Annotated in this window: 22 protein-coding genes; 14 read left to right on the top strand and 8 right to left on the bottom strand. The window is 38.5% G+C overall.

Annotation, left to right across the window (positions count from 1 at the left end; translation table 11 throughout):
• The 7 genes from Q8M41_RS11775 to Q8M41_RS11745 all read left to right on the top strand — a co-directional run bounded on the left by Q8M41_RS11775 (position 1) and on the right by Q8M41_RS11745 (position 3,322).
• Positions 1–381 carry a GrpB family protein gene (locus tag Q8M41_RS11775; protein ID WP_305365477.1) on the top strand — a complete coding sequence of 127 codons (381 nt, stop codon included), beginning with the start codon at positions 1–3 and terminating at the stop codon, positions 379–381.
• 142 nt (positions 382–523) lie between these two features.
• A complete protein-coding gene (locus Q8M41_RS11770; RefSeq protein ID WP_305365476.1) occupies positions 524–1,030 on the top strand; it encodes a hypothetical protein in 507 nt (168 codons plus the stop codon).
• A 77-nt stretch (positions 1,031–1,107) separates the two neighbouring features.
• Positions 1,108–1,533 carry a DUF1801 domain-containing protein gene (locus Q8M41_RS11765; protein WP_305365475.1) on the top strand — a complete coding sequence of 142 codons (426 nt, stop codon included), beginning with the start codon at positions 1,108–1,110 and terminating at the stop codon, positions 1,531–1,533.
• A gap of 29 nt (positions 1,534–1,562) precedes the next feature.
• Positions 1,563–1,979, top strand: coding sequence for a c-type cytochrome (locus tag Q8M41_RS11760; protein ID WP_305365474.1), 417 nt, complete (start codon positions 1,563–1,565; stop codon positions 1,977–1,979).
• Between the two features lie 60 nt (positions 1,980–2,039).
• Positions 2,040–2,501 (top strand): SRPBCC family protein, encoded by a 462-nt coding sequence (locus Q8M41_RS11755; RefSeq protein ID WP_305365473.1) that lies wholly within the window; start codon positions 2,040–2,042, stop codon positions 2,499–2,501.
• An 11-nt stretch (positions 2,502–2,512) separates the two neighbouring features.
• Positions 2,513–2,917, top strand: coding sequence for a DUF1801 domain-containing protein (locus Q8M41_RS11750; RefSeq protein WP_305365472.1), 405 nt, complete (start codon positions 2,513–2,515; stop codon positions 2,915–2,917).
• A gap of 39 nt (positions 2,918–2,956) precedes the next feature.
• Entirely contained in the window at positions 2,957–3,322 is a 366-nt protein-coding gene (locus Q8M41_RS11745) for an iron chaperone (RefSeq protein ID WP_305365471.1), read from the top strand.
• Here Q8M41_RS11745 and Q8M41_RS11740 read toward each other — a convergent pair.
• A complete protein-coding gene (locus tag Q8M41_RS11740; RefSeq protein ID WP_305365470.1) occupies positions 3,319–4,206 on the bottom strand; it encodes a YitT family protein in 888 nt (295 codons plus the stop codon). The genes Q8M41_RS11745 and Q8M41_RS11740 overlap by 4 nt on opposite strands.
• 278 nt (positions 4,207–4,484) lie before the next feature.
• Between Q8M41_RS11740 and trpD the strand changes: the two genes are divergently transcribed.
• Genes trpD through trpA form a run of 4 tightly spaced genes read left to right on the top strand, consistent with a single transcriptional unit; the run spans position 4,485 to position 8,182 of the window.
• Positions 4,485–5,471 carry an anthranilate phosphoribosyltransferase gene (gene trpD / locus Q8M41_RS11735; protein WP_305365469.1) on the top strand — a complete coding sequence of 329 codons (987 nt, stop codon included), beginning with the start codon at positions 4,485–4,487 and terminating at the stop codon, positions 5,469–5,471.
• The gene (locus Q8M41_RS11730) at positions 5,468–6,124 is read left to right on the top strand and encodes a phosphoribosylanthranilate isomerase (RefSeq protein ID WP_305365468.1); all 657 of its coding nucleotides are present in this window, start codon (positions 5,468–5,470) and stop codon (positions 6,122–6,124) included. The genes trpD and Q8M41_RS11730 overlap by 4 nt, the downstream gene beginning before the upstream one ends.
• A gap of 19 nt (positions 6,125–6,143) precedes the next feature.
• Entirely contained in the window at positions 6,144–7,352 is a 1,209-nt protein-coding gene (gene trpB / locus Q8M41_RS11725; protein WP_305365467.1) for a tryptophan synthase subunit beta, read from the top strand.
• 59 nt (positions 7,353–7,411) lie between these two features.
• Positions 7,412–8,182: a tryptophan synthase subunit alpha gene (trpA, locus tag Q8M41_RS11720; protein ID WP_305365466.1), complete on the top strand. Its 771-nt coding sequence runs from the start codon at positions 7,412–7,414 to the stop codon at positions 8,180–8,182.
• Here trpA and nhaA read toward each other — a convergent pair.
• The 6 genes from nhaA to Q8M41_RS11690 all read right to left on the bottom strand — a co-directional run bounded on the left by nhaA (position 8,163) and on the right by Q8M41_RS11690 (position 14,612).
• Positions 8,163–9,374, bottom strand: coding sequence for a Na+/H+ antiporter NhaA (nhaA, locus tag Q8M41_RS11715; RefSeq protein ID WP_305365465.1), 1,212 nt, complete (start codon positions 9,372–9,374; stop codon positions 8,163–8,165). The two genes, trpA and nhaA, sit on opposite strands and share 20 nt — an antisense overlap.
• A gap of 94 nt (positions 9,375–9,468) precedes the next feature.
• Positions 9,469–10,089, bottom strand: coding sequence for an L-threonylcarbamoyladenylate synthase (locus Q8M41_RS11710; RefSeq protein WP_305365464.1), 621 nt, complete (start codon positions 10,087–10,089; stop codon positions 9,469–9,471).
• A gap of 76 nt (positions 10,090–10,165) precedes the next feature.
• Complete coding sequence (gene asnS, locus Q8M41_RS11705) at positions 10,166–11,614, bottom strand: asparagine--tRNA ligase (RefSeq protein WP_305365463.1); 1,449 nt, start codon at positions 11,612–11,614, stop codon at positions 10,166–10,168.
• A gap of 78 nt (positions 11,615–11,692) precedes the next feature.
• Entirely contained in the window at positions 11,693–12,076 is a 384-nt protein-coding gene (locus tag Q8M41_RS11700; protein WP_305365462.1) for a cytochrome c, read from the bottom strand.
• Positions 12,077–12,107: 31 nt separating this feature from the next.
• On the bottom strand, positions 12,108–12,758 hold the full coding sequence (locus Q8M41_RS11695; RefSeq protein WP_305365461.1) for an SCO family protein: 651 nt from the start codon (positions 12,756–12,758) through the stop codon (positions 12,108–12,110).
• 117 nt (positions 12,759–12,875) lie between these two features.
• The gene (locus Q8M41_RS11690) at positions 12,876–14,612 is read right to left on the bottom strand and encodes a phospho-sugar mutase (RefSeq protein WP_305365460.1); all 1,737 of its coding nucleotides are present in this window, start codon (positions 14,610–14,612) and stop codon (positions 12,876–12,878) included.
• A 166-nt stretch (positions 14,613–14,778) separates the two neighbouring features.
• On the opposite strand from Q8M41_RS11690, the gene Q8M41_RS11685 reads away from it, so the two are divergent.
• The 3 genes from Q8M41_RS11685 to Q8M41_RS11675 all read left to right on the top strand — a co-directional run bounded on the left by Q8M41_RS11685 (position 14,779) and on the right by Q8M41_RS11675 (position 18,531).
• Positions 14,779–16,086, top strand: a complete 1,308-nt coding sequence (locus Q8M41_RS11685; RefSeq protein WP_305365459.1) for an aspartate kinase — start codon at positions 14,779–14,781, stop codon at positions 16,084–16,086.
• A 36-nt stretch (positions 16,087–16,122) separates the two neighbouring features.
• Positions 16,123–17,274 carry a diaminopimelate decarboxylase gene (gene lysA / locus Q8M41_RS11680; RefSeq protein WP_305365458.1) on the top strand — a complete coding sequence of 384 codons (1,152 nt, stop codon included), beginning with the start codon at positions 16,123–16,125 and terminating at the stop codon, positions 17,272–17,274.
• A gap of 123 nt (positions 17,275–17,397) precedes the next feature.
• Positions 17,398–18,531, top strand: coding sequence for a sialidase family protein (locus Q8M41_RS11675; RefSeq protein ID WP_305365457.1), 1,134 nt, complete (start codon positions 17,398–17,400; stop codon positions 18,529–18,531).
• 11 nt (positions 18,532–18,542) lie between these two features.
• Here the strand turns inward: Q8M41_RS11675 and Q8M41_RS11670 are convergent, their stop codons facing one another.
• Positions 18,543–19,763, bottom strand: coding sequence for an acyl-CoA dehydrogenase family protein (locus Q8M41_RS11670; protein ID WP_370870490.1), 1,221 nt, complete (start codon positions 19,761–19,763; stop codon positions 18,543–18,545).
• Between the last annotated feature and the right edge of the window lie 156 nt (positions 19,764–19,919).

Here is a 19,919-nt window from a genome sequence, read left to right as displayed (position 1 = left end):
ATGTTAATCGAAAAATACACATCAGATTGGGTCAAACATTTTGACGACATAAAAAGTCAGGTTGAAAGTGCTTTAAACGGACTTGAATTTAATATTGAACACGTTGGTAAATTGTCAAATGGAATATTAGACACGGTTAAGCATCATCTTTATGTTTGCCCGGTTGACAGTAAAGCATTGGAAAAACACATTTTATCCCGGGATTTTTTAAGAAAAAATGATTGGGCCAGGATGAAATATCAGCAAATAAAATACGAATTAGCTGAAAAAGCCAAGCAGGACAAAAAAGTATATGCTACTCTGAAAGAACTTAATGTCAATGATTTTATCGACTCAATTATAGAAGAAGAAAAACGGCAAACAACATTGCATTTGCAATAGTTAGGCTGACTTTGTAAATTAAAGATTTGTGATTTTATTTGGCAGTTGTGCAAATTTTGAGCTGAGGTTTTTTAAATGGCCCAATATCGCCAATACCTAAACCATTAGCACCTTTATAAGAAAATCCTAAAATGACAACAGCATGAACAAATCATTCTACATTTTGTTTTTGTTTATAACAAGCTCTGTATATGCGCAGAGCGATCAGGAATATTGGGATAATTGGAATAAGAACTATCCCGAAGTAGATATTGTTTCGATTTTGAAACAAGAAAAATTGTACGCAGACAGTGTAGAAAAAAATCCTGCCATCCCTCGCTATTACTCAAGACTTGATAATTATAGATTTAAAGCGGTTTATCTGGGTAAAACCAGAGCTACAAGTCAGGAAGTTATAACTTCAATGAAAAATGTATACAAATTATTTACTGGAAATGCTTCCCGACTGGATGGGATGATTGAGAACGAAGTGTTATTTAAAATAGGACAGGAAGAAACATGGATGCCAGTTCAACCACAAATTCTTGAAGCACTGAAAAAAGAAGTTAAAAAGGGAAATATGCTTACTGTGTACTGTCTCCATTTTAATGAGCATAACAGTAAGAATATATTATACAACACTTTTTTAATTTCAGAATTTTATAAGTAGGGGGTGCTACAATCCCTTTGACAAAAATTTGTGTGGAATTGAAAGGGTAAAACAAATAAACCCAGGTTAATCTTTAAATGAACGTACAAGAACACATCGAAAAGTATATTGCCAGCCAGTCCGAACCAAAACGAACTGAGATGCAAACCATACACGAGTTAATACTTCAGGTATTACCGGATGGTAAATTATGGTTCAGCGATGGTAAAAATAGTGAAGGTAAAACTACCGCTAACCCCAATATAGGATATGGATATTACACCATAAAGTATACTGATGGAACAAGCAGAGAATTTTATCAAATTGGTTTGAGTGCAAATAAAACCGGTATCTCTGTCTATATTCTTGGTATTACAGATAAGACATATTTAGCCAAAATTTTTGGAAATAGGCTTGGAAAAGCTAGTGTGACTGGCTATTGTATTAAGTTCAAAACTCTAAAAGATATAAATATTGATATACTTGAAGCTGCAATACGGTATAGGATTGAGATGCACACTTGATATGACAAACTTCGGAATGACACGCTAATATGTTTAGAAAGAAAAACATACTTTTTGTCAATTGCATATTATTTGCATCATGCTTTCTTCTTTGCTGTAATAATAAACCGGAACAAAAAAGCGTAAGAAAATCGATTGATTATATCAGAGCAATTCCAGGTATAAACGATAGCATCCCAGCCGAAGTTGCTGAAAAGGGTAAAGTACTGATCGCTTATTCAGATTGTTATACTTGTCATAAACTTAAAGAAAGATCGGTGGGGCCGGCTTTTAATGATATAGCCAAAAGATATCCTGTAAAAAAAGTTTATATTGAGATGCTTGCTCAAAAAGTAATTATGGGTGGAAGCAGAAGCTGGGGCTATCCAATTATGACTCCTCATCCTAAACTTTCAATTGAAGAGGCAAGAATTATGGTTAGTTATATCATGTCGATGAAGAAATAATTAAGGAATCCATGTGTTTCCGCATGAAGCTATTGAAGAAAAATCATTTTAGGATAAACAATGACAACAGAAATCATTAAAACAACACCCGATTGCGAAATTGTAAGTTCAAGAATTTTCAATTTTTCAAGAGAGCTTGCTTTTCGTGCATGGTCTGAACCAGAGCATTTGAAAAACTGGTGGGGACCGGCAGGTTTTACAAATACATTTAATGAATTTGACTTTCGGGTTGGCGGGAAATGGAGTTTCATAATGCACGGTCCGGAGAAAGGAAATTACCCGAATGAATGTGAGTTTATAAAAATAGAAAAACCTTCGATTATTGCCTGGAAACGCTTCTCAAAACCACATTTTCAGGTTGTCACAACATTTGAGCAAGTATCTGATGATAAGACGAAGATTGTTTTTAAAATGTTGTTTAATTCAGCAGAAGAATGTGGAAAGTTAAAGCCCTTTGTAGTCGATAAAAACGAAGAAAATTTCGACAAGCTGGAAGTCGAATTAACAAGCATGAATTCTTAATATTTAGGGCTATGACTAAACCATCAGGCAAGCTTAATAATGAAGTAAGCGTTTTCTTAGATCAGCAAAAGCATCCCTTTAGAAGTGAAATTAAACTGCTGCGAAATATTATTTTATCAGTAAATAATAAATTAACTGAAAATATAAAATGGAATGGCCCCAACTATTCTTTTGAGAGTGAAGACAGGATAACAATGAGAATTCAGCCCCCTGCTGCGCAGGTTCAGTTGATTTTTCACCGAGGAGCGAAGAAGCAGGAACAACCCAAAGATAAATTGATAACAAGTACCAGTAAATTATTAATCTGGAAAGAAAATGACCGGGCAGTTATTACTTATAAAAGTATGAAGGATATTGAAAACTCCAGATCAGAACTCTCTGATATTATAAATGACTGGATTAATTCAAGTAAATAATTCAGGATTGATCATGTTAAACTAATTTTTCCATTTGAAATGGATAAACCAAAAAGCATTGACGAATACATCTCGGGTTTTCCAAAAGAGAGACAAGTGCTTTTGGAACAAATCCGTACAACAATTAAAAATGCAGTTCCTTTTGCCGAAGAAACAATCAGTTATGGAATGCCTGTATTTAAACTTAATTCTGTTTCAGTCTGGTTTGCAGCTTATAAAAATCATATTGGTCTGTATCCCATGTATGGTATGGAAAAATTCAGGGATGAAATGGAAATTTACAAAGGGAAGGGGACAAAAGATGCATTGCAATTCACTTACAATAAACCATTGCCATTAGAATTAATTGCCAGACTTGTTACATATAAATTCGAAAAAGCCTCAATAATTAAGGGCTCAGCTTAATGCAGTGGTCTTGGTTTGATAATACCCCCTTTAGTATCACTGATGGTACTCATTACAATAAAGGCTTTGTGGTCGATTAGCTCAACTTCTTCCTTTAGCTTGGAGACTTCCAGCCTTGTTACTACCGTAAAGATGATGTCGATATTTTTATTTTTGAACTGTGAGTGTTCAAGGCCTCTTTCACCTTTGTAAATCGTTACACCACGACCTAATTTTTTGGTTATCGCCTCCCGTATCTGAGCACTTTTAGATGAAATTATGGTTACGCCGGTGTATTCTTCAATTCCCTGAATGATAAAATCAACTGTCTTGGATGCAGAAAGATAAGTCAGGATGGAGTATAAAGCTGTTTCAATGTTTAGAATGAAAGCGGCAACAATGAAGATAAGAACGTTAATTAACAAAATGATATCGCCCATACTCAGAATACTTTTCCTGTTGATATAAACGGCGAGGATCTCTGTGCCATCAATCACGCATCCTCCTCTGATAGCGAGCCCGATCCCAGATCCGAGAAAGAAGCCACCAAAGATGGATATCAATAATTTATCATCGGTAATTACCGGAAAATGGATAAAATAGATGACTGAAGCTAGAGTAAATATCGCAATAGTTGTTTTGATTGCAAAGTTTTTACTGATCTGTTTTGCACCCATTAATATAAATGGAGCATTAAAAGCGATGATCCAGATAGAAACCGGTATTCCTGTAAGCTGATAGGTTAAAAGTGAAATACCGGTAATTCCCCCGTCAATAAAATGATTTGGAAGCAGAAAGCTCTTTAATCCGAATGATGCGAGTCCGACTCCCAATAAAATGAGAGCTGCTTTGCCAAGAAAAATTTTAATACGTAATGATCTCCTCGATCTTCTGTTTGCTTTCATATTGTTAAAAATACTTTAAAGTTTTGGTGCTAAGGAAAAGTTTATTCATCTTTGTTATGAAGATGAACAAGAATACAATATATACGATCTGGTGGTGGCAAATGGAAGAACATTTGGCAATCGCTAGAGGTATGTAATTTTCTATATAAAAGAATTATTTAACTAAGGGTTGCCACAAGGCAACCCTTTTTTTGTGAAATTCGATTGGATTTGCAAAAATTTAAAATAAGAATAGTAAAATTGAATGCCTAAGACAAATATGAATACTTAATACATCTATGAAGAAGATACTAAATCACCTATTTGAACACAAAACCTTCAGTCGTGAAGAGTCGAAGGAAATACTCACAAACATTACCCTTGGTAAGTATAATGCCGCTCAAATGGCTGCATTTATGGCGGCCTATTGCATGCGCAGTATTACAGTTGAAGAACTTGAGGGATTTCGGGATGGAATGCTGGATTTATGCCTTAAAACAGACCTTAGTGAGTATGAGCTTATTGATCTCTGCGGTACAGGCGGTGATGGTAAGGATACTTTTAATATTTCCACCTTAGCTTCTTTTGTGGTTGCAGGTGCGGGTTATAAGGTGTCAAAACATGGAAATTATGGAGTCTCTTCAGGTTGTGGTTCCTCCAATGTGATGGAATACCTGGGTTATAAATTCAGGAATGATATTGATCACCTGAAAAAGAGTCTGGATGAAGCCGGAATTTGCTTTTTACATGCTCCGCTTTTTCATGCCGCAATGAAAACAGTTGCGCCTATCCGCAAAGAACTGGGTGTCAAAACCTTTTTTAATATGCTTGGACCATTGGTAAATCCTGCGCGGCCAAAGTATCAGATGGTTGGAGTTTTTAGTCTGGAACTTGCCCGTTTGTATTCCTATCTCTATCAGAAATCTAAAACCGGCTATACCATCGTACATGCATTGGAAGGTTATGATGAAATCTCATTAACCTGCGATTTTAAAACCTTTTCTCCTGCAGGGGAACATATTCATTCAATTTCCGATATGGGTTTTGAAAAAATTGATCCTGCAAAAATTGGTGGTGGAAGTACTGTTCAGGAATCAGCCGAAATTTTTAAAGCAGTGCTTGATGGAGAAGGTAGTACAGAGCAAAACAATGTTGTTCTTTGCAATGCAGCAGTAGCAATCCGCACAATAAAACCTGAAAAATCTTTTGCGGATTGTTTTTATGAGGCTGAAGAGTCCCTGAACAGCGGTATGGCTTTAAGAAGTTTTAATAGCTTATTGTCATGAAAATTAAGGTTTGCGGAATGAGAGATCCGCAAAATATACTTAGCCTTGCCGAGTTAAAACCTGATTATATGGGTTTGATTTTTTATCCTAAATCGAAGCGTTATGTAGCAGATCCGGATAAAAATATACTTGCTTCATTGCCTGCTTCGATTAGTTTAACCGGAGTTTTTGTCGATGAACGCGAGGAAGATGTTATTAAAAAGGTAGTCGATTTCGATTTAAGTGCTGTACAACTTCATGGAGCAGAGTCACCTGAATATTGCATAAGTTTGAAAATAAAGCTTAATGAAGTCCTGCCCGACAAGCATATTGAATTGATCAAGGCTTTTGGAGTTTATCCCGGCTTTGATTTTTCGACCCTCGAAGCGTATAATGAGGTAGTGGATTACTTTTTATTTGACACCAAAACTTCAGAACATGGCGGCTCAGGTATTGCATTCGACTGGACTATTTTGGATCAGTATGATGGAGAAAAGCAATTTTTTCTAAGCGGTGGTTTAAGTCCTGATAATATCGACGGCTTATTTAATTTAGCAACAAAAAAAATATATGCCCTGGATCTGAATAGCAGGTTTGAAACAGAGCCTGGTTTAAAGAATATAGATAGTTTAAGATCTGCCTTTCAATTGATCAGGGCGAGTAAAATATCCTGAAAAGGAATAATTATAGCATATGAACAGAGAATTTATAAAAAGTTCGGTAAAATGGGGTGTAAGCAAGGAAGGTTACTTTGGTGACTTTGGCGGAGCGTATATACCCGAAATGCTTTATCCTAACGTAGAAGAGCTTCGCAAGCGATATCTTGACATCATATATGAGCCTGGTTTTCAGGATGAATTCCAAATGCTTTTGAGGGATTATGTTGGCAGACCTTCGCCATTATTTCATGCTGAGCGTTTATCTGCAAAGTATGGAACTACAATCTATCTGAAAAGGGAAGATTTAAACCATACCGGTGCACATAAGATCAATAATACGATCGGGCAGATTCTGCTTGCCGAACGGCTTGGTAAAAAGAGGATTATTGCTGAAACCGGAGCTGGTCAGCATGGTGTTGCAACTGCGACGGTCTGTGCTTTAAAGGGTTTGGAATGCGTGGTTTATATGGGAGAGGTTGATATAGCCCGGCAAGCACCAAATGTTGCCAGAATGAAGATGATGGGTGCAAAAGTTGTTCCTGCAACTTCAGGAAGTAAGACCCTGAAAGATGCTACGAATGAAGCCATGCGCGACTGGATCAATAACCCTGTGGATACGCATTATATTATTGGATCTGTGGTAGGTCCGCACCCTTATCCCGACATGGTTTCCCGTTTTCAATCCATCATTTCTGAAGAGACTAAACTTCAGCTTATGGAGCGTACAGGATCTGAAAATCCGGATATCGTTATAGCTTGTGTAGGTGGAGGCAGCAATGCTATGGGGATGTTCTACCATTTCCTGGATGATGAGGATGTGAGACTGATTGCAGTTGAAGCTGCAGGCCTGGGAGTGAATAGTGGGGAGTCTGCTGCAACTACTGCATTGGGTAAGGAAGGGGTATTACATGGTAGCCGTTCTATATTAATGCAAACAGAAGACGGGCAGGTTATTGAACCTTATTCAATTTCTGCCGGACTGGATTATCCGGGTATTGGTCCGCAGCATGCCCATTTATTTAAGGAAAACCGTGGGGAATATGTTAGTGCAACTGATGAAGAGGCAATGATTGCCGGAAGACTTTGTGCTGAACTCGAAGGAATAATTCCGGCGATTGAAAGTGCTCATGCACTCGCACATTTAGAAAAGATGGTTTTTACAGGTAAAGAATCTGTTGTGATCTGCTTATCAGGTCGGGGAGATAAAGATCTGGATACCTACATGAATTACTTTAACTTATAATTTAAAATACCTGATGCCCTGCCGGATGAAAAATCCGGTATATCAATATAAGAATGCTCATGAACAGACTTAATAAATTATTTCAGGATAAAAAGGATGCACTTTTATCAATATACTTTACTGCAGGGTATCCCAATTTGAATAGTACCCTTGATATCACTGAAGCAGTAGAAAAAGCAGGTGCAGATTTTATTGAAATTGGATTTCCATATTCCGATCCCCTGGCGGATGGTCCGGTTATTCAGCACAGTTCCCATATTGCTCTTCAGAATGGAATGAATCTGAAAGTTCTTTTTCAGCAACTTAAAGATCTGCGTAAACGTGTATCCATCCCGGTCTTATTAATGGGTTATGTCAATCCGGTTTTGCAATATGGCGTTGCGAATTTTTGTGATTCCTGTTCAGAGGTAGGAGTGGACGGGGTGATCGTGCCTGATCTTCCAATGTATGAATATGAAAATCTGTACAAGGATAATTTTATTAAAAACAAGCTGAGTAATATATTTCTGGTTACACCCCAGACTTCAGAAGAACGGATTCGTAAGATTGACCATCTCAGTAATGGATTTATTTACCTGCTTTCCTCATCTTCGACTACGGGTAAAAATCTGACAGTTTCAAACGAGGCAGATGCCTACTTTTCACGAATCAGGGATATGCAGCTTAAAAATCCTACGATGATAGGCTTTGGTATTTCTGATGTGAAGAGTTTTAATAAAGCTGCTGAGTATACCCGTGGGGCAATTGTTGGAAGTGCTTTTGTGAAGTTTCTCGATACAGAAAATGCGATGGAAAGAATTCCTGAATTTATCAGATCGATTCGACCTTAATCATTCGGGAATCAGAACCTTTTATTTTTTTCTTATGTAGTACATTAAGAAAAATATACCCTATGATACCTGAGAGAACAGAAGCCACGAGAATTGAAAATTTTGCTTCAATCTGGAATTCGTGATTATCAAGCGATAGCATAGTAATAAAAATTGACATTGTAAATCCTATTCCTGCTAAAAATCCTAAACCTATAATGTGCTTCCAGTTCGCTCCCGAAGGCAGGCTCCCGAGTCCTGATTTAACAGAAAGCCAGGAAAATATGAAAATGCCGACTGGTTTACCTACGAAAAGCCCAAGTAGAATGCCCAATCCAAGCGGACTATAAAGACCATCAATCATTTTATCTTCAAACCTGATATTCGTATTTGCCAGTGCGAAAATGGGCATAATGAGGAAGTTTACCGGTCTGACTATAAAATGTTCAAGCTTTTCAAGAGGAGAGGTATCCTTAACAGGATTAGAGGGAATTGTTAATGCAAGCAAAACACCGGCAATGGTTGCATGTATTCCAGAATGATGTACAAAATACCATAAAAATATGCCGGGAATGATGTAAAAGATCAGTTTTTTCACTCCAGATTGATTCATAATAATCAATATTGCAAGAATTCCGCCCGAGTATAGAAGTTGCATCCAATGAAGTTCATTGGTGTAGAACAGGGCAATTACGAGGATTGCGCCAAGATCGTCGGCAATTGCCAAAGCAGCCAGAAATACTTTGAGACTTGCAGGCACACGTTTACCTAGTAGAGAAATGATACCAAGGGCAAAAGCTATGTCAGTAGCCATTGGAATTCCCCAACCATTTGCAGTTAAGGTTCCTGTATTAAAAAAAGCATAGATAGCGGCCGGGAAAAGCATTCCGCCAATAGCAGCCATAATCGGCATTGTAGCTTTTTTTGGATTTGATAATTCTCCTTCAATGATTTCACGCTTGATTTCCAGGCCAACGAGCAGAAAAAATATGGCCATCAGTCCGTCATTGATCCAAAGTGAAATTGAATATTCCAAATGAATGTTTGAAGTACTAAACCCTAGATTCGTCTCAAGTAAATTCTCAAATGAATTAGCTAAACTGGAATTTGCAACAGAAAGGGAGATAATAACGCAGAAAAGTAGAATAATGCCGCCAATTTGTTCGGACAGGAAGAAATCTCTGAATGGTTTTAAGTTTATTTGCTTGGCCATAGGTTTCCAAAATACTTAAATATTATGGAAAAGGATACTCCCGATATTAAAAGAGGCCTTGTCAGCCTAAGAAATACCCACTTATATAGGGATACTATAAATACAGATCCAAATCCCCTTTTCCCTGTCTTATAATTTCAAACTCACCTTCACTGCAATCTACTATTGTAGAGGGCTCATTATCGCCATATCCTCCATCAATGACCAGGTCTACAATATCTTCATACTTTTCATGGATCAGTTCAGGGTCTGTTGAATATTCCATGATCTCATCATCATCATGTATCGAAGTAGAGATAATTGGATTCCCAAGCATTTTTACAATGGTTCTTGCTATAGTATTGTCAGGGACTCTGATACCAACAGTCTTTTTATTTGAACTTAATAATTTTGGTACATTTTTGTTCGCATTAAAGATAAAGGTGAATGGTCCGGGGAGTGCTTTTTTAATTACCCTGTAGGTTTCATTATCAATTTGTCTGGTGAAATCTGAAATATGGCTTAGATCATAGCAGATGAATGAGAAATTCGCCTTTTCAGGTTTAATACCCCTGATTTTACATATTTTTTCAATAGCTTTTGAATTGCTTATATCACAGCCCATACCGTAGACGGTATCGGTGGGATAAATGATTATTCCACCTTTGATAAGGACGTCGACCACCTGCTGGATTACTTTTTCATTGGGATTTTCAGGATAGATCTTTATCAGCATATCTAAAAATACAGATTTTTACCCATTAAACACCAGAATAAATGGGTTCTAACCCCACTCGGACTGAAAAAAGAGTCTAAAACTCCGCATTCTTTGGGGTTCTTGGGAAAGGAATAACATCCCTGATGTTGGTCATCCCGGTAACAAAAAGTACTAAACGTTCGAAACCCAATCCAAATCCCGCATGCGGTGCAGAACCAAAACGACGAGTGTCAAGGTACCAGGACATTTCCTCTGAAGGTATGTGCATTTCCTCCATTCTGTTTTCCAGTTTCTCAAGACGTTCTTCACGTTGTGAGCCACCTACAATCTCTCCAATACCCGGGAACAGGATATCCATGGCTCTCACTGTGGTTCTTCCCTCTGCATCAGGTTCATTCAGCCTCATATAGAATGACTTGATATCTGCAGGATAATCAGTTAAGATCACCGGCTTTTTGAAATGCTTTTCTACAAGGAAACGTTCATGTTCCGACTGCAGATCAGCACCCCAGCTATCGATCAGGTATTTGAATTGCTTCTTTTGATTCGGTTTTGAGTTCCTGAGAATTTGTATTGCTTCGGTATAGGTGATTCGTTCAAAATTATTTTCAAGACAGAACTTCAGCTTGGAAAGCAGGTCGAGTTCTGAGCGGTCTGCCTGTGGCTTAAGTTTTTCCTCTTCTGATAGTCTGCTGTTGAGGAACTCCAATTCATCAGCACAATTTTCTAATGCATAAGAAATGACATATTTAAGCAATTCCTCAGCCAGATCCATGTTGTCATTCAGATCATAGAAAGCCATTTCAGGCTCTATCATCCAGAATTCTGCCAAATGACGTGTTGTATTTGAATTTTCAGCTCTGAATGTAGGGCCAAAAGTATAGATATCTCCAAAGGCCATAGCCGCGAGTTCACCTTCCAGCTGTCCGGAAACAGTTAGGTTTGTTGCTTTGCCAAAGAAATCTTCCTTGTAATTTACTGTGCCGTCTTCATTACGAGGAATATGATCAGGATCAATTGTAGAAACCCTGAACATTTCACCAGCACCTTCTGCATCAGAAGCCGTAATGATAGGTGTGTGCAAGTACAAAAAGCCCTTATCGTTAAAAAATTTATGAACGGCAAAGGCCAGTGCATGACGAACCTTGAATACTGCGTTGAAAGTATTGGTACGGAAACGCAAATGGGCGATTTCCCTTAAAAACTCAAGACTGTGTTTCTTAGGCTGCAATGGAAACTTCTCAGCATCGCTGTCACCTAATATTTCGAGGGTATTTACCTTGATTTCGATGCGTTGTCCCTTACCCAGAGATTCAACAATTTCACCGGTCAGTGAAACCGCAGCGCCTGTAGTCAGCCTTTTTAACAGACTATCGTCGAAGGAATTAAAATCTACTACAGCTTGTATATTTTTGATCGTTGATCCATCGTTGATAGCAATGAACTGGTTGTTTCTGAATGTTTTAACCCAGCCCATTACAGTTGCCTCTTGTCCGGAATCAGTACTGTTTAGTAAATCTTTAATTTTTATTCGCTTAGCCATGTTTTTTTAATGAATTGCAAAAATACAAATCGTTCTGTTAACCACAAGCCAATGAATGAAGCCAATAAGGAATGTTGTTTATTTACATGCTGCCAGTTCTTTGGCGACTTCAGCCTGATCGTAATGACCTTGTTTGTTTCCGAACGAGTTACTGATATAAACGATTATCTGGGCAATATCAATATCAGCCAGCGTATTGTTTCCGGGCATTTGTCCCTGATAGGCAACATTATTGATTGTAATCTGTTCACTTTGGCCATTCCTGATGATGCAGGCTAGTTTTTTCTTATTTGCAATCAAATAGGTACTGTCTGTAAGTGGTGGGTAAAGTGTGCCTAATCCCTTCCCGTCAGTGCCATGACAGTTCTGGCAATTCTTTTCATAAAGCCCCTTGCCGTTTACATAATAGCGTTTGTAGGTAATACTGTCTTCATTCTGACATGACTGTATTATTATAGCCATGATGAACAGAAGAAGACAACTATAGATTAAGCTAGTTCTCATTAGCAGCTTCTTCCCTGAGCAATTTATCCATGTCTTCCATCAATTGTTTTACCTGGTCTGCTTTTGTGCCATCGTATGCACCGCGTAACTGTTTTTTAGTGTCAACCAGAATAAACCAACCCTGATGTACCAGGCCCTGCGGGTCAGAACTATCTTCAAATGCAGAAACTAAATAGTTTTTAGCTGCGATGTTGAATATTGAGTCCCGGCTTCCATGAACAAATTCCCATTGATTTCCTTCTACACCAAGTTTGGTAGCATAGGTTTTTAAACGGGAGGGTAAATCGTATTTGATATCGATGGAATGGGAGAGGAGTTTAACTTTGGGGTTGTCTTTGAATTTTTTGTAGACATCAAGCATATTCCGGTGCATAACCGGACATATTGTATTACAGGATGTGAAAAAGAAATCTGCAACATAAATCTTGCCGTCAAAATCTTTATCAGTTACCAAAATGCTGTCCTGATTAAAATAACTGAAAGGCGAAATCGTTTGGTAAATCGTATCGACTACAGTTTTACCATCAACGGTTCTTTCTACCGGCTCCCGGTTTCCTAAAATGGGAAGTTTAGTATCCGACTGATTTGTGCAGGACTGAATTACCAGCGTGCCAAGAGCAATAAACAGAAGCTTTTTCATGCTGCAAATATACTTTGTTTAAGAGTAGAAAGCCCTGAAAAAGGAAAATTAGTCCTTACGTAATACAATACAATTTAAGAGTATTACTTGTTTTTTCTTTTGAATTTTTATCTGATTTTACACTGCAAGGTCATGCATAATTTGTTCTATTTTTTCATTAAGCTGCTTGTCCTTAATACCAAATTCATTAATGTCAGGAAGGGCAGTTTTTACACTGCAATAAAATTTGATCTTTGGCTCTGTGCCGGACGGTCTTGCTGAGACGATGCATCCATCGGCTGTGATGAATTGAAGTACATCTGATTTAGGCAGATCCAGCTTTTTGGAACTTCCACTCATCAGGTCTGTTTCTTTTCCAAGCTCATAATCTTTAAGGCACACTATTTTTGATCCTCCAAGGCTCACAGGTGTATTGAAACGGAATCGTTCCATCATTGATTTTATTTCTTCGGCACCTGTTTTACCCTTTTTTGTGATTGAAACCAGTTTTTCTTTGTAAAAGCCATAGGTTTGGTACATTGTAAGCATTGCCTGGTATAGACTACTTCCCTGATCCTTATAATATGCAGCCATTTCTGCGATAAATGCGCAGGAAATAACTGCGTCTTTATCCCTGACAAGTTCGCCAACCAGATAACCATAACTTTCCTCACCACCGGCAATGAAGGTTTTCTTTCCCTGGAGTTCTGTTATCAAAGCTCCGATCCATTTGAAACCGGTTAGCGTTTCATAGAAACTAACATTTTTTGATTCTGCGATATCTCCGATCAGTTTGGTCGTCACAATTGTGGACACAATGTATTCGTTTCCTGTGAGTTTCCCCTTTTGCTCCCATGCACTTAATAAATAGTTGATCAGCAGGCTTCCGGTTTGATTGCCATTCAGCAGAATGAACTCACCTTCATTATTCTTTACCGCGATACCCACACGGTCGGCATCCGGGTCGGTGGCAAGTACCAGATCAGCATCAATTTCTGAAGCTTTGGTAATTGAAAGAGATAATGCTTCCTTCTCTTCCGGATTTGGATAAATCACGGTAGGGAAATTTCCATCAGGTACTGCCTGTGCTTCGACAATAGTCACATTGGTAAATCCGAAACGCTTTAATGCAGCAGGAACCAGGGTAATACCGGTACCATGAATAGGTGAAAAGACAATTTTGAGATCATGTTGCCTTTGAATAGCTTCCGGAGAAACAGAAAGCTCGGTAATCTTTTTTAAATATAACTCGTCGATCTCCTCAGAGATGTACTCAATACTTTTGTCAACTCTATCGAACTTAACTTCATTAATATCGCTTATGGCCGAAACCTCATCCATAACCATTTGATCATCAGGAGTTTTAAATTGTCCTCCGTCTGAGCCATAGGCCTTATATCCATTATATTCTTTTGGGTTATGTGATGCAGTGATCATTACCCCGCTTCGGCATCCAAGGTGTCGGATAGCAAATGAAAGTTCAGGTGTTGGTCTAAGTTCCCTGAAGAAATAAACATGTATTCCATTGGCTGAGAATACCTCCGCAGTAATTTTTGCGAAGTAATCAGATTTGTTTCTGCTGTCGTGGGCAATGGCAACACTGATCTTTTCACCGGGATATTTCTTGATCAGGTAATTGCATAATCCCTGGGTTGCAGTTCCTATGGTGTACTTATTGATGCGGTTAGAACCAGGCCCCATAGTACCGCGAAGACCACCGGTTCCAAATTCGAGATCCTTATAGAACGAATCGGTTAGCTCAGTAAATGATTGGGATTCCAGCAGTTCGCTGATTTCCTTCTTTGTTGCTTCATCATAGCTTCCCCGAAGCCAATTGTTAATCTTACTTAAAACAGAGATTTCTAGCTCTTTCATTAATTTTATATTTTATTATCAGGCATTAATGTCTTCTTTTTCCTAAGAATTTTTGCTGCCAAATTTTATTCTGTTCATTGTAAAAAATAAGATGCTTTTTCCTAATTTTAGCCTCTCATTGCACAAGTATAAAAATCATTTGCTGCAATCTAAAATTCAAGCTTAAATGAAGGTACTAAAGTTCGGAGGAACATCAGTCGGCAGTCCGGAAAGGATCAAAAAATTATTAGACATTATTAACCCTGAAGAAAGACAGATTGTTGTGCTTTCAGCAGTATCAGGAACCACAAACAGCCTGCTGGAGATATCACAGGCTTATCTGGCTGCTGATAAATCAAAGGCAGCAGAACTTACAGCTATACTTAAGGCTAAATATGATTTGTTCATAAAAGAGCTATTTTCTTCGGATGAGGGATTAGAAAATGGAAAAAATCTGATTGATTATCATTTCAATCTGATTTCTTCATTTGCCAATGCACATTTTACAGCTATCGAAGAAAAGATCATTCTTGCACAGGGTGAACTTATTTCAACAACCCTGTATCATTTTTATTTGACTGAGATAGGAGTGAAATCAAAATTACTCCCTGCATTGGTATTTATGAAGATTGACGAGGACAATGAGCCGATAATTGATTTTATCAGTGAACATATTCAACCATTACTTGATCCGGAGACCAACCTTTTCATAACACAGGGTTATATCTGCCGTAATTCATTTGGTGAGATAGATAATTTGCGAAGAGGGGGTAGTGATTACACTGCTTCATTGATTGGTGCTGCTATTCGTGCAGAGGAGGTACAAATCTGGACAGATATCGATGGAATGCATAATAACGATCCGCGTATAGTTAAGGGTACCAAACCCATTGCAAGACTATCTTTTGATGAGGCCGCTGAACTTGCTTATTTCGGAGCTAAGATCCTGCATCCTCAAAGTGTTTTCCCGGCACAAAAATTTAAAGTTCCGGTTCGTTTATTGAATACAATGGAACCTAAAGCCGCCGGAACTTTGATTACCAATGACAGTGAACGTGGCAAAATTAAATCCATAGCTGCAAAAGATGGGATCACAGCCATAAAAATTCAATCCAGCAGAATGCTTCTTGCCTATGGATTTTTGAGAAGGGTATTTGAAATCTTCGAGCGTTATAAAACACCAATTGATATGATCACTACTTCAGAAGTAGCTGTATCAGTGACTATTGATGATATTAGTAACCTTGCAGAAATAATAAAAGAGCTGAATAATTTCGGAACGGTTGAGGTTGATTATAATCAAACAATTGTTTGTGTGGTAGGTGATTTTGGTGCAGATAAGCACGGCTTTGCAGCCCGGGTGCTTGAAGCCCTGAAGCATATTCCAATCCGTATGATCTCTTACGGTGGAAGCCATTTTAATATTTCCCTTCTGATTAATGATGGAGATAAGGTTGAAGCACTGAGGTCATTACACAATCGTTTATTTGAATAAAATTAGCATCCGCCCCAGGCGGAATAGAGAATTTATATGTTTAGCAGGGATATCGTTGCCCGTTTCCAAAATTTAGAAACGCCATTTTATTATTATGATCTGAATATATTGGATCAGACTTTAATGTCCTGCAAAGCGGCTTCTGAGAAGTTTGCATTCCATGTCCATTATGCACTTAAGGCCAATTTTAATGAACAGGTCTTGAAAGCCATTCAAAAATCGGGTTTCGGTGCTGATTGTGTTAGTGGTAATGAGGTTAAAAAGGCAATTGAAATCGGTTTTGATCCCGGAAAGGTTGTTTTTGCAGGTGTTGGAAAGTCAGACAGGGAGATCAATGATGCTTTAAATAATAGTATTTATTGTTTCAATGTTGAATCAGTTCAGGAATTTGGAGTAATCAATGAACTTGCCTTAAAGCAAGGCAAGCAGGCCAGAGTTGCGATACGAATCAATCCAAACGTGGATGCCCATACTCATCAGTACATCACTACCGGACTGGAAGAGAATAAGTTTGGTGTGAATCAATGGGAATTGCCTGCATGTGTTGAGGAACTTAAAAGATGTTCAAATCTTGAGCTGATTGGAATCCATTTTCACGTGGGATCTCAGATTACGAATCTGGATGTATTTAAAAGCCTGTGTCTGAAAGTCAATGAGCTTAATACTTGGTTTCTGGAACGCGGTTTCGATCTTAAGGTGTTGAATGTCGGCGGAGGACTCGGAGTAGATTATCATCATCCTGATGAGCATGCAGTCAATGATTTTATAAGTTTTTTTGAAATCTATGATAAATTCCTTGAGCGCAGGACTGGTCAGGAAGTTCATTTTGAACTTGGAAGAGCTCTTGTTGCTCAGTGCGGAAGCCTGATTAGCCGAATACTTTATGTGAAAAATGGATTGAAGAAGAATTTTCTGGTTCTTGATGCCGGAATGACTGAATTGATGCGACCTGCCTTATATCAGGCTTATCATAAGATTGAAAACATTACTGCAGATTCTGCAAATCCCATAGTTTCATACGATGTTGTTGGCCCTATTTGTGAAAGTACCGACTGCTTTGGTAAGGAAGTTGAGTTACCTGAATCAAAGCGCGGAGATCTCATGGCAATAAGAACAGCTGGTGCATACGGTGAAGTGATGGCTTCAGGATATAACCTGAGAGAGCGGGTAAAATCTATTTACTCCTAAGGTGATATCATTTTATTAATTTTTGAAAGAAAGCCCATATCTTTATTGAAATGGGCTTTTTTATTGCGTATCAGGTTCTGGTATTAATATCTGGTGTTTAAATCTTTATCCAATTCAAGAAAAATGAGCAAATCATTTTATAATACTATCGCCTTATTGAGATCATATTTTCTATTTTTTCTTTTGGGATTTGCTGGTACCGGATTTTTGATGGCGCAGCCAAATGAAAATTCAGGAAATATGCTGGTTCATCAGATTCATTCATCTGAGGATAATCCACGAAACAGCGAAGGCGATTTTATTGAATTGCAAGACGGCAGGATACTTTTTGTATACAGTCGTTTTATCGGAGGTTCGGGCAGCGATCATGCACCAGCACAATTGGTTGGACGTTATTCTGCTGATGAGGGAAGCAGCTGGACTAAAGACGATCAGGTCATTGTTGACAAAGAAGGGGATATGAATGTGATGTCTGTTTCATTGCTTCGTCTTAAAAATGGGAAGATTGCCCTCGTATATGCCCGAAAGAATTCTTTAAGTGATTGTATTCCTCAGCTAAGACTCTCAGAAGATGAGGGTAAAACATGGACTGATCCAAAAGCAATTATTCAGGATAGGAAAGGCTATTTTGTTGTAAATAATGATCGGATTGTGCAGTTAAAATCGGGTCGTATCCTTGTTCCGGTATCATTGCATAAAAGTCCAGAAACACCATGGAAGAATAAGGGGACGATACAATGTTATTATTCTGATGATAATGGTATAAGTTGGCATTCAGGAGATTCCGTTTTGACTCCTGATAGCATTATTACTCAGGAACCAGGTTTGCTTGAGTTGAAAAGAGGAAAATTAATGGTGTACATGAGAGCGAGTGGTGGTACACAATACCAAAGCTTTTCAGCCGATGAGGGCTTGACATGGACCATGGCAGAACCTGCAGCAATCCCTTCGCCGATATCACCTGCTTCAATAAAAAGAATACCAAATACAGGTGACCTCTTACTGATCTGGAATAATAATGGCGCATCTGGTCCGGGCTATTTTAAGAGTAAACGAAGCCCCTTAACTGTTGCTGTTTCGAAAAATGAAGGAAAATCATGGCAAAAAATTAAAAATATAGAGGAAGACCCCAATGGAATGTTTTGTTATACAGCAATCCATTTTACCAAATCACATGTATTGCTTGGGTATGGAGTTGGTTTGGGGCTACAAAACTCCTATATCAGAAGGCTTAGTCTGGATTGGATATACCGCTAAAATCCGGATACCTATTGAAATGCATTCAATCCTGTAATATCCATTCCTGTGATCAATAAGTGAATGTCGTGGGTGCCTTCATAGGTTACAACTGATTCCAGATTCATCATGTGGCGCATCACCGGATACTCACCGGTTATTCCCATACCTCCCAGAATCTGTCTTGCTTCACGTGCAATATTTATGGCTGTTTCGACACTGTTTCTTTTTGCCATAGATATCTGCGCAGGTGTTGCACGGCCTTCATTTTTGAGTACTCCGAGTCGCCAGACCAATAGCTGACCTTTAGTAATCTCAGTAATCATTTCAGCCAGTTTCTTTTGCTGAAGCTGAAATCCGCCTATTGGCCTCCCAAATTGTATTCGCTCTTTAGAATAACACAGAGCAGTATCATAACAATCCATAGCAGCACCCAAGGCGCCCCAGGCTATTCCATAACGCGCCTGGTTTAAACATCCCAGCGGACCTTTGATCCCACTTATGTTCGGGAATATATTTTCTTTGGGTATTTTAACATTATTGAATACCAGTTCTCCGGTAGTTGAAGCTCTAAGGCTCCATTTGCCATGGATCTCCGGGGCAGAAAAGCCTTCCATGCCTTTTTCAACGATCAATCCTCTGATAGTACCTTGTTCATCTTTAGCCCAAACTACTGCTATGTCGGCATAGGGAGAATTTGAGATCCACATTTTTGATCCGTTCAGAAGGTAATGATCACCCATGTCTTTAATATTGGTGATCATACTTCCCGGATCTGAACCATGATCCGGCTCTGTCAATCCAAAACATCCCAGAAATTCGCCGGATGCCAGTTTAGGCAGAAACTTCATTTTTTGCTCTTCCGAACCATAGGCATGTATCGGATACATAACCAAAGATCCCTGAACCGATGCGGTTGAACGGATGCCTGAATCACCTCGCTCAATCTCCTGCATAATCAAACCATAAGAAATATAGTCTAATCCAGCTCCACCATAATTTACCGGAATAGTAGGTCCAAAAGCACCCAGTGAGGCAAGTCCGGGAATCAGGTGTCGTGGAAATTCAGCTCTTTGTGCAAAATCTTCAATGATTGGACTAACTTCTTTTTTAACCCAAGCCCTTACAGCATCACGTATGAGTTTATGTTCCTCAGTCAAAAGATCATCGACCAGAAAATAATCTGGTGCTTCATAAAGATCTTTCTTAGATGACCTGTGAATATCTCTCGCTTCTGGATCCTGGTTTTGCATATTATTGGTTTTTTCAAAACTACATAAATCGATTCTCATTTGTAGTAAATCAGATATCTAAGCGGAAGGTTTTTTACCGACAGTTTTCCTGCACTTACCGAATTGTTGCTGTATCCTGCCAAAAAGGTATATGCCGGCTTTGATTAGCAGGGTACA

The organism is Daejeonella sp., assembly GCF_030684675.1.
Lineage (GTDB): Bacteria > Bacteroidota > Bacteroidia > Sphingobacteriales > Sphingobacteriaceae > Daejeonella.
The sequence above is the reverse complement of the archived record's forward strand: the minus strand, read 5'-3'. Positions and strand labels throughout refer to the sequence as shown.

Coding starts and splice junctions, on each gene's coding strand:
- trpB (WP_305365467.1), top strand. CDS start 6,144: ATGAACAGAGAATTTATAAAAAGTTCGGTAAAATGGGGTGTAAGCAAG.
- Q8M41_RS11700 (WP_305365462.1), bottom strand. CDS start 12,076: ATGGCTATAATAATACAGTCATGTCAGAATGAAGACAGTATTACCTAC.
- Q8M41_RS11685 (WP_305365459.1), top strand. CDS start 14,779: ATGAAGGTACTAAAGTTCGGAGGAACATCAGTCGGCAGTCCGGAAAGG.
- Q8M41_RS11740 (WP_305365470.1), bottom strand. CDS start 4,206: ATGAAAGCAAACAGAAGATCGAGGAGATCATTACGTATTAAAATTTTT.
- asnS (WP_305365463.1), bottom strand. CDS start 11,614: ATGGCTAAGCGAATAAAAATTAAAGATTTACTAAACAGTACTGATTCC.
- Q8M41_RS11670 (WP_370870490.1), bottom strand. CDS start 19,763: ATGCAAAACCAGGATCCAGAAGCGAGAGATATTCACAGGTCATCTAAG.
- Q8M41_RS11760 (WP_305365474.1), top strand. CDS start 1,563: ATGTTTAGAAAGAAAAACATACTTTTTGTCAATTGCATATTATTTGCA.
- Q8M41_RS11770 (WP_305365476.1), top strand. CDS start 524: ATGAACAAATCATTCTACATTTTGTTTTTGTTTATAACAAGCTCTGTA.
- Q8M41_RS11730 (WP_305365468.1), top strand. CDS start 5,468: ATGAAAATTAAGGTTTGCGGAATGAGAGATCCGCAAAATATACTTAGC.
- Q8M41_RS11745 (WP_305365471.1), top strand. CDS start 2,957: ATGGATAAACCAAAAAGCATTGACGAATACATCTCGGGTTTTCCAAAA.
- Q8M41_RS11765 (WP_305365475.1), top strand. CDS start 1,108: ATGAACGTACAAGAACACATCGAAAAGTATATTGCCAGCCAGTCCGAA.
- Q8M41_RS11750 (WP_305365472.1), top strand. CDS start 2,513: ATGACTAAACCATCAGGCAAGCTTAATAATGAAGTAAGCGTTTTCTTA.
- Q8M41_RS11775 (WP_305365477.1), top strand. CDS start 1: ATGTTAATCGAAAAATACACATCAGATTGGGTCAAACATTTTGACGAC.
- trpD (WP_305365469.1), top strand. CDS start 4,485: ATGAAGAAGATACTAAATCACCTATTTGAACACAAAACCTTCAGTCGT.
- Q8M41_RS11690 (WP_305365460.1), bottom strand. CDS start 14,612: ATGAAAGAGCTAGAAATCTCTGTTTTAAGTAAGATTAACAATTGGCTT.
- Q8M41_RS11675 (WP_305365457.1), top strand. CDS start 17,398: ATGAGCAAATCATTTTATAATACTATCGCCTTATTGAGATCATATTTT.
- trpA (WP_305365466.1), top strand. CDS start 7,412: ATGAACAGACTTAATAAATTATTTCAGGATAAAAAGGATGCACTTTTA.
- Q8M41_RS11755 (WP_305365473.1), top strand. CDS start 2,040: ATGACAACAGAAATCATTAAAACAACACCCGATTGCGAAATTGTAAGT.
- Q8M41_RS11695 (WP_305365461.1), bottom strand. CDS start 12,758: ATGAAAAAGCTTCTGTTTATTGCTCTTGGCACGCTGGTAATTCAGTCC.
- Q8M41_RS11710 (WP_305365464.1), bottom strand. CDS start 10,089: ATGCTGATAAAGATCTATCCTGAAAATCCCAATGAAAAAGTAATCCAG.
- lysA (WP_305365458.1), top strand. CDS start 16,123: ATGTTTAGCAGGGATATCGTTGCCCGTTTCCAAAATTTAGAAACGCCA.
- nhaA (WP_305365465.1), bottom strand. CDS start 9,374: ATGGCCAAGCAAATAAACTTAAAACCATTCAGAGATTTCTTCCTGTCC.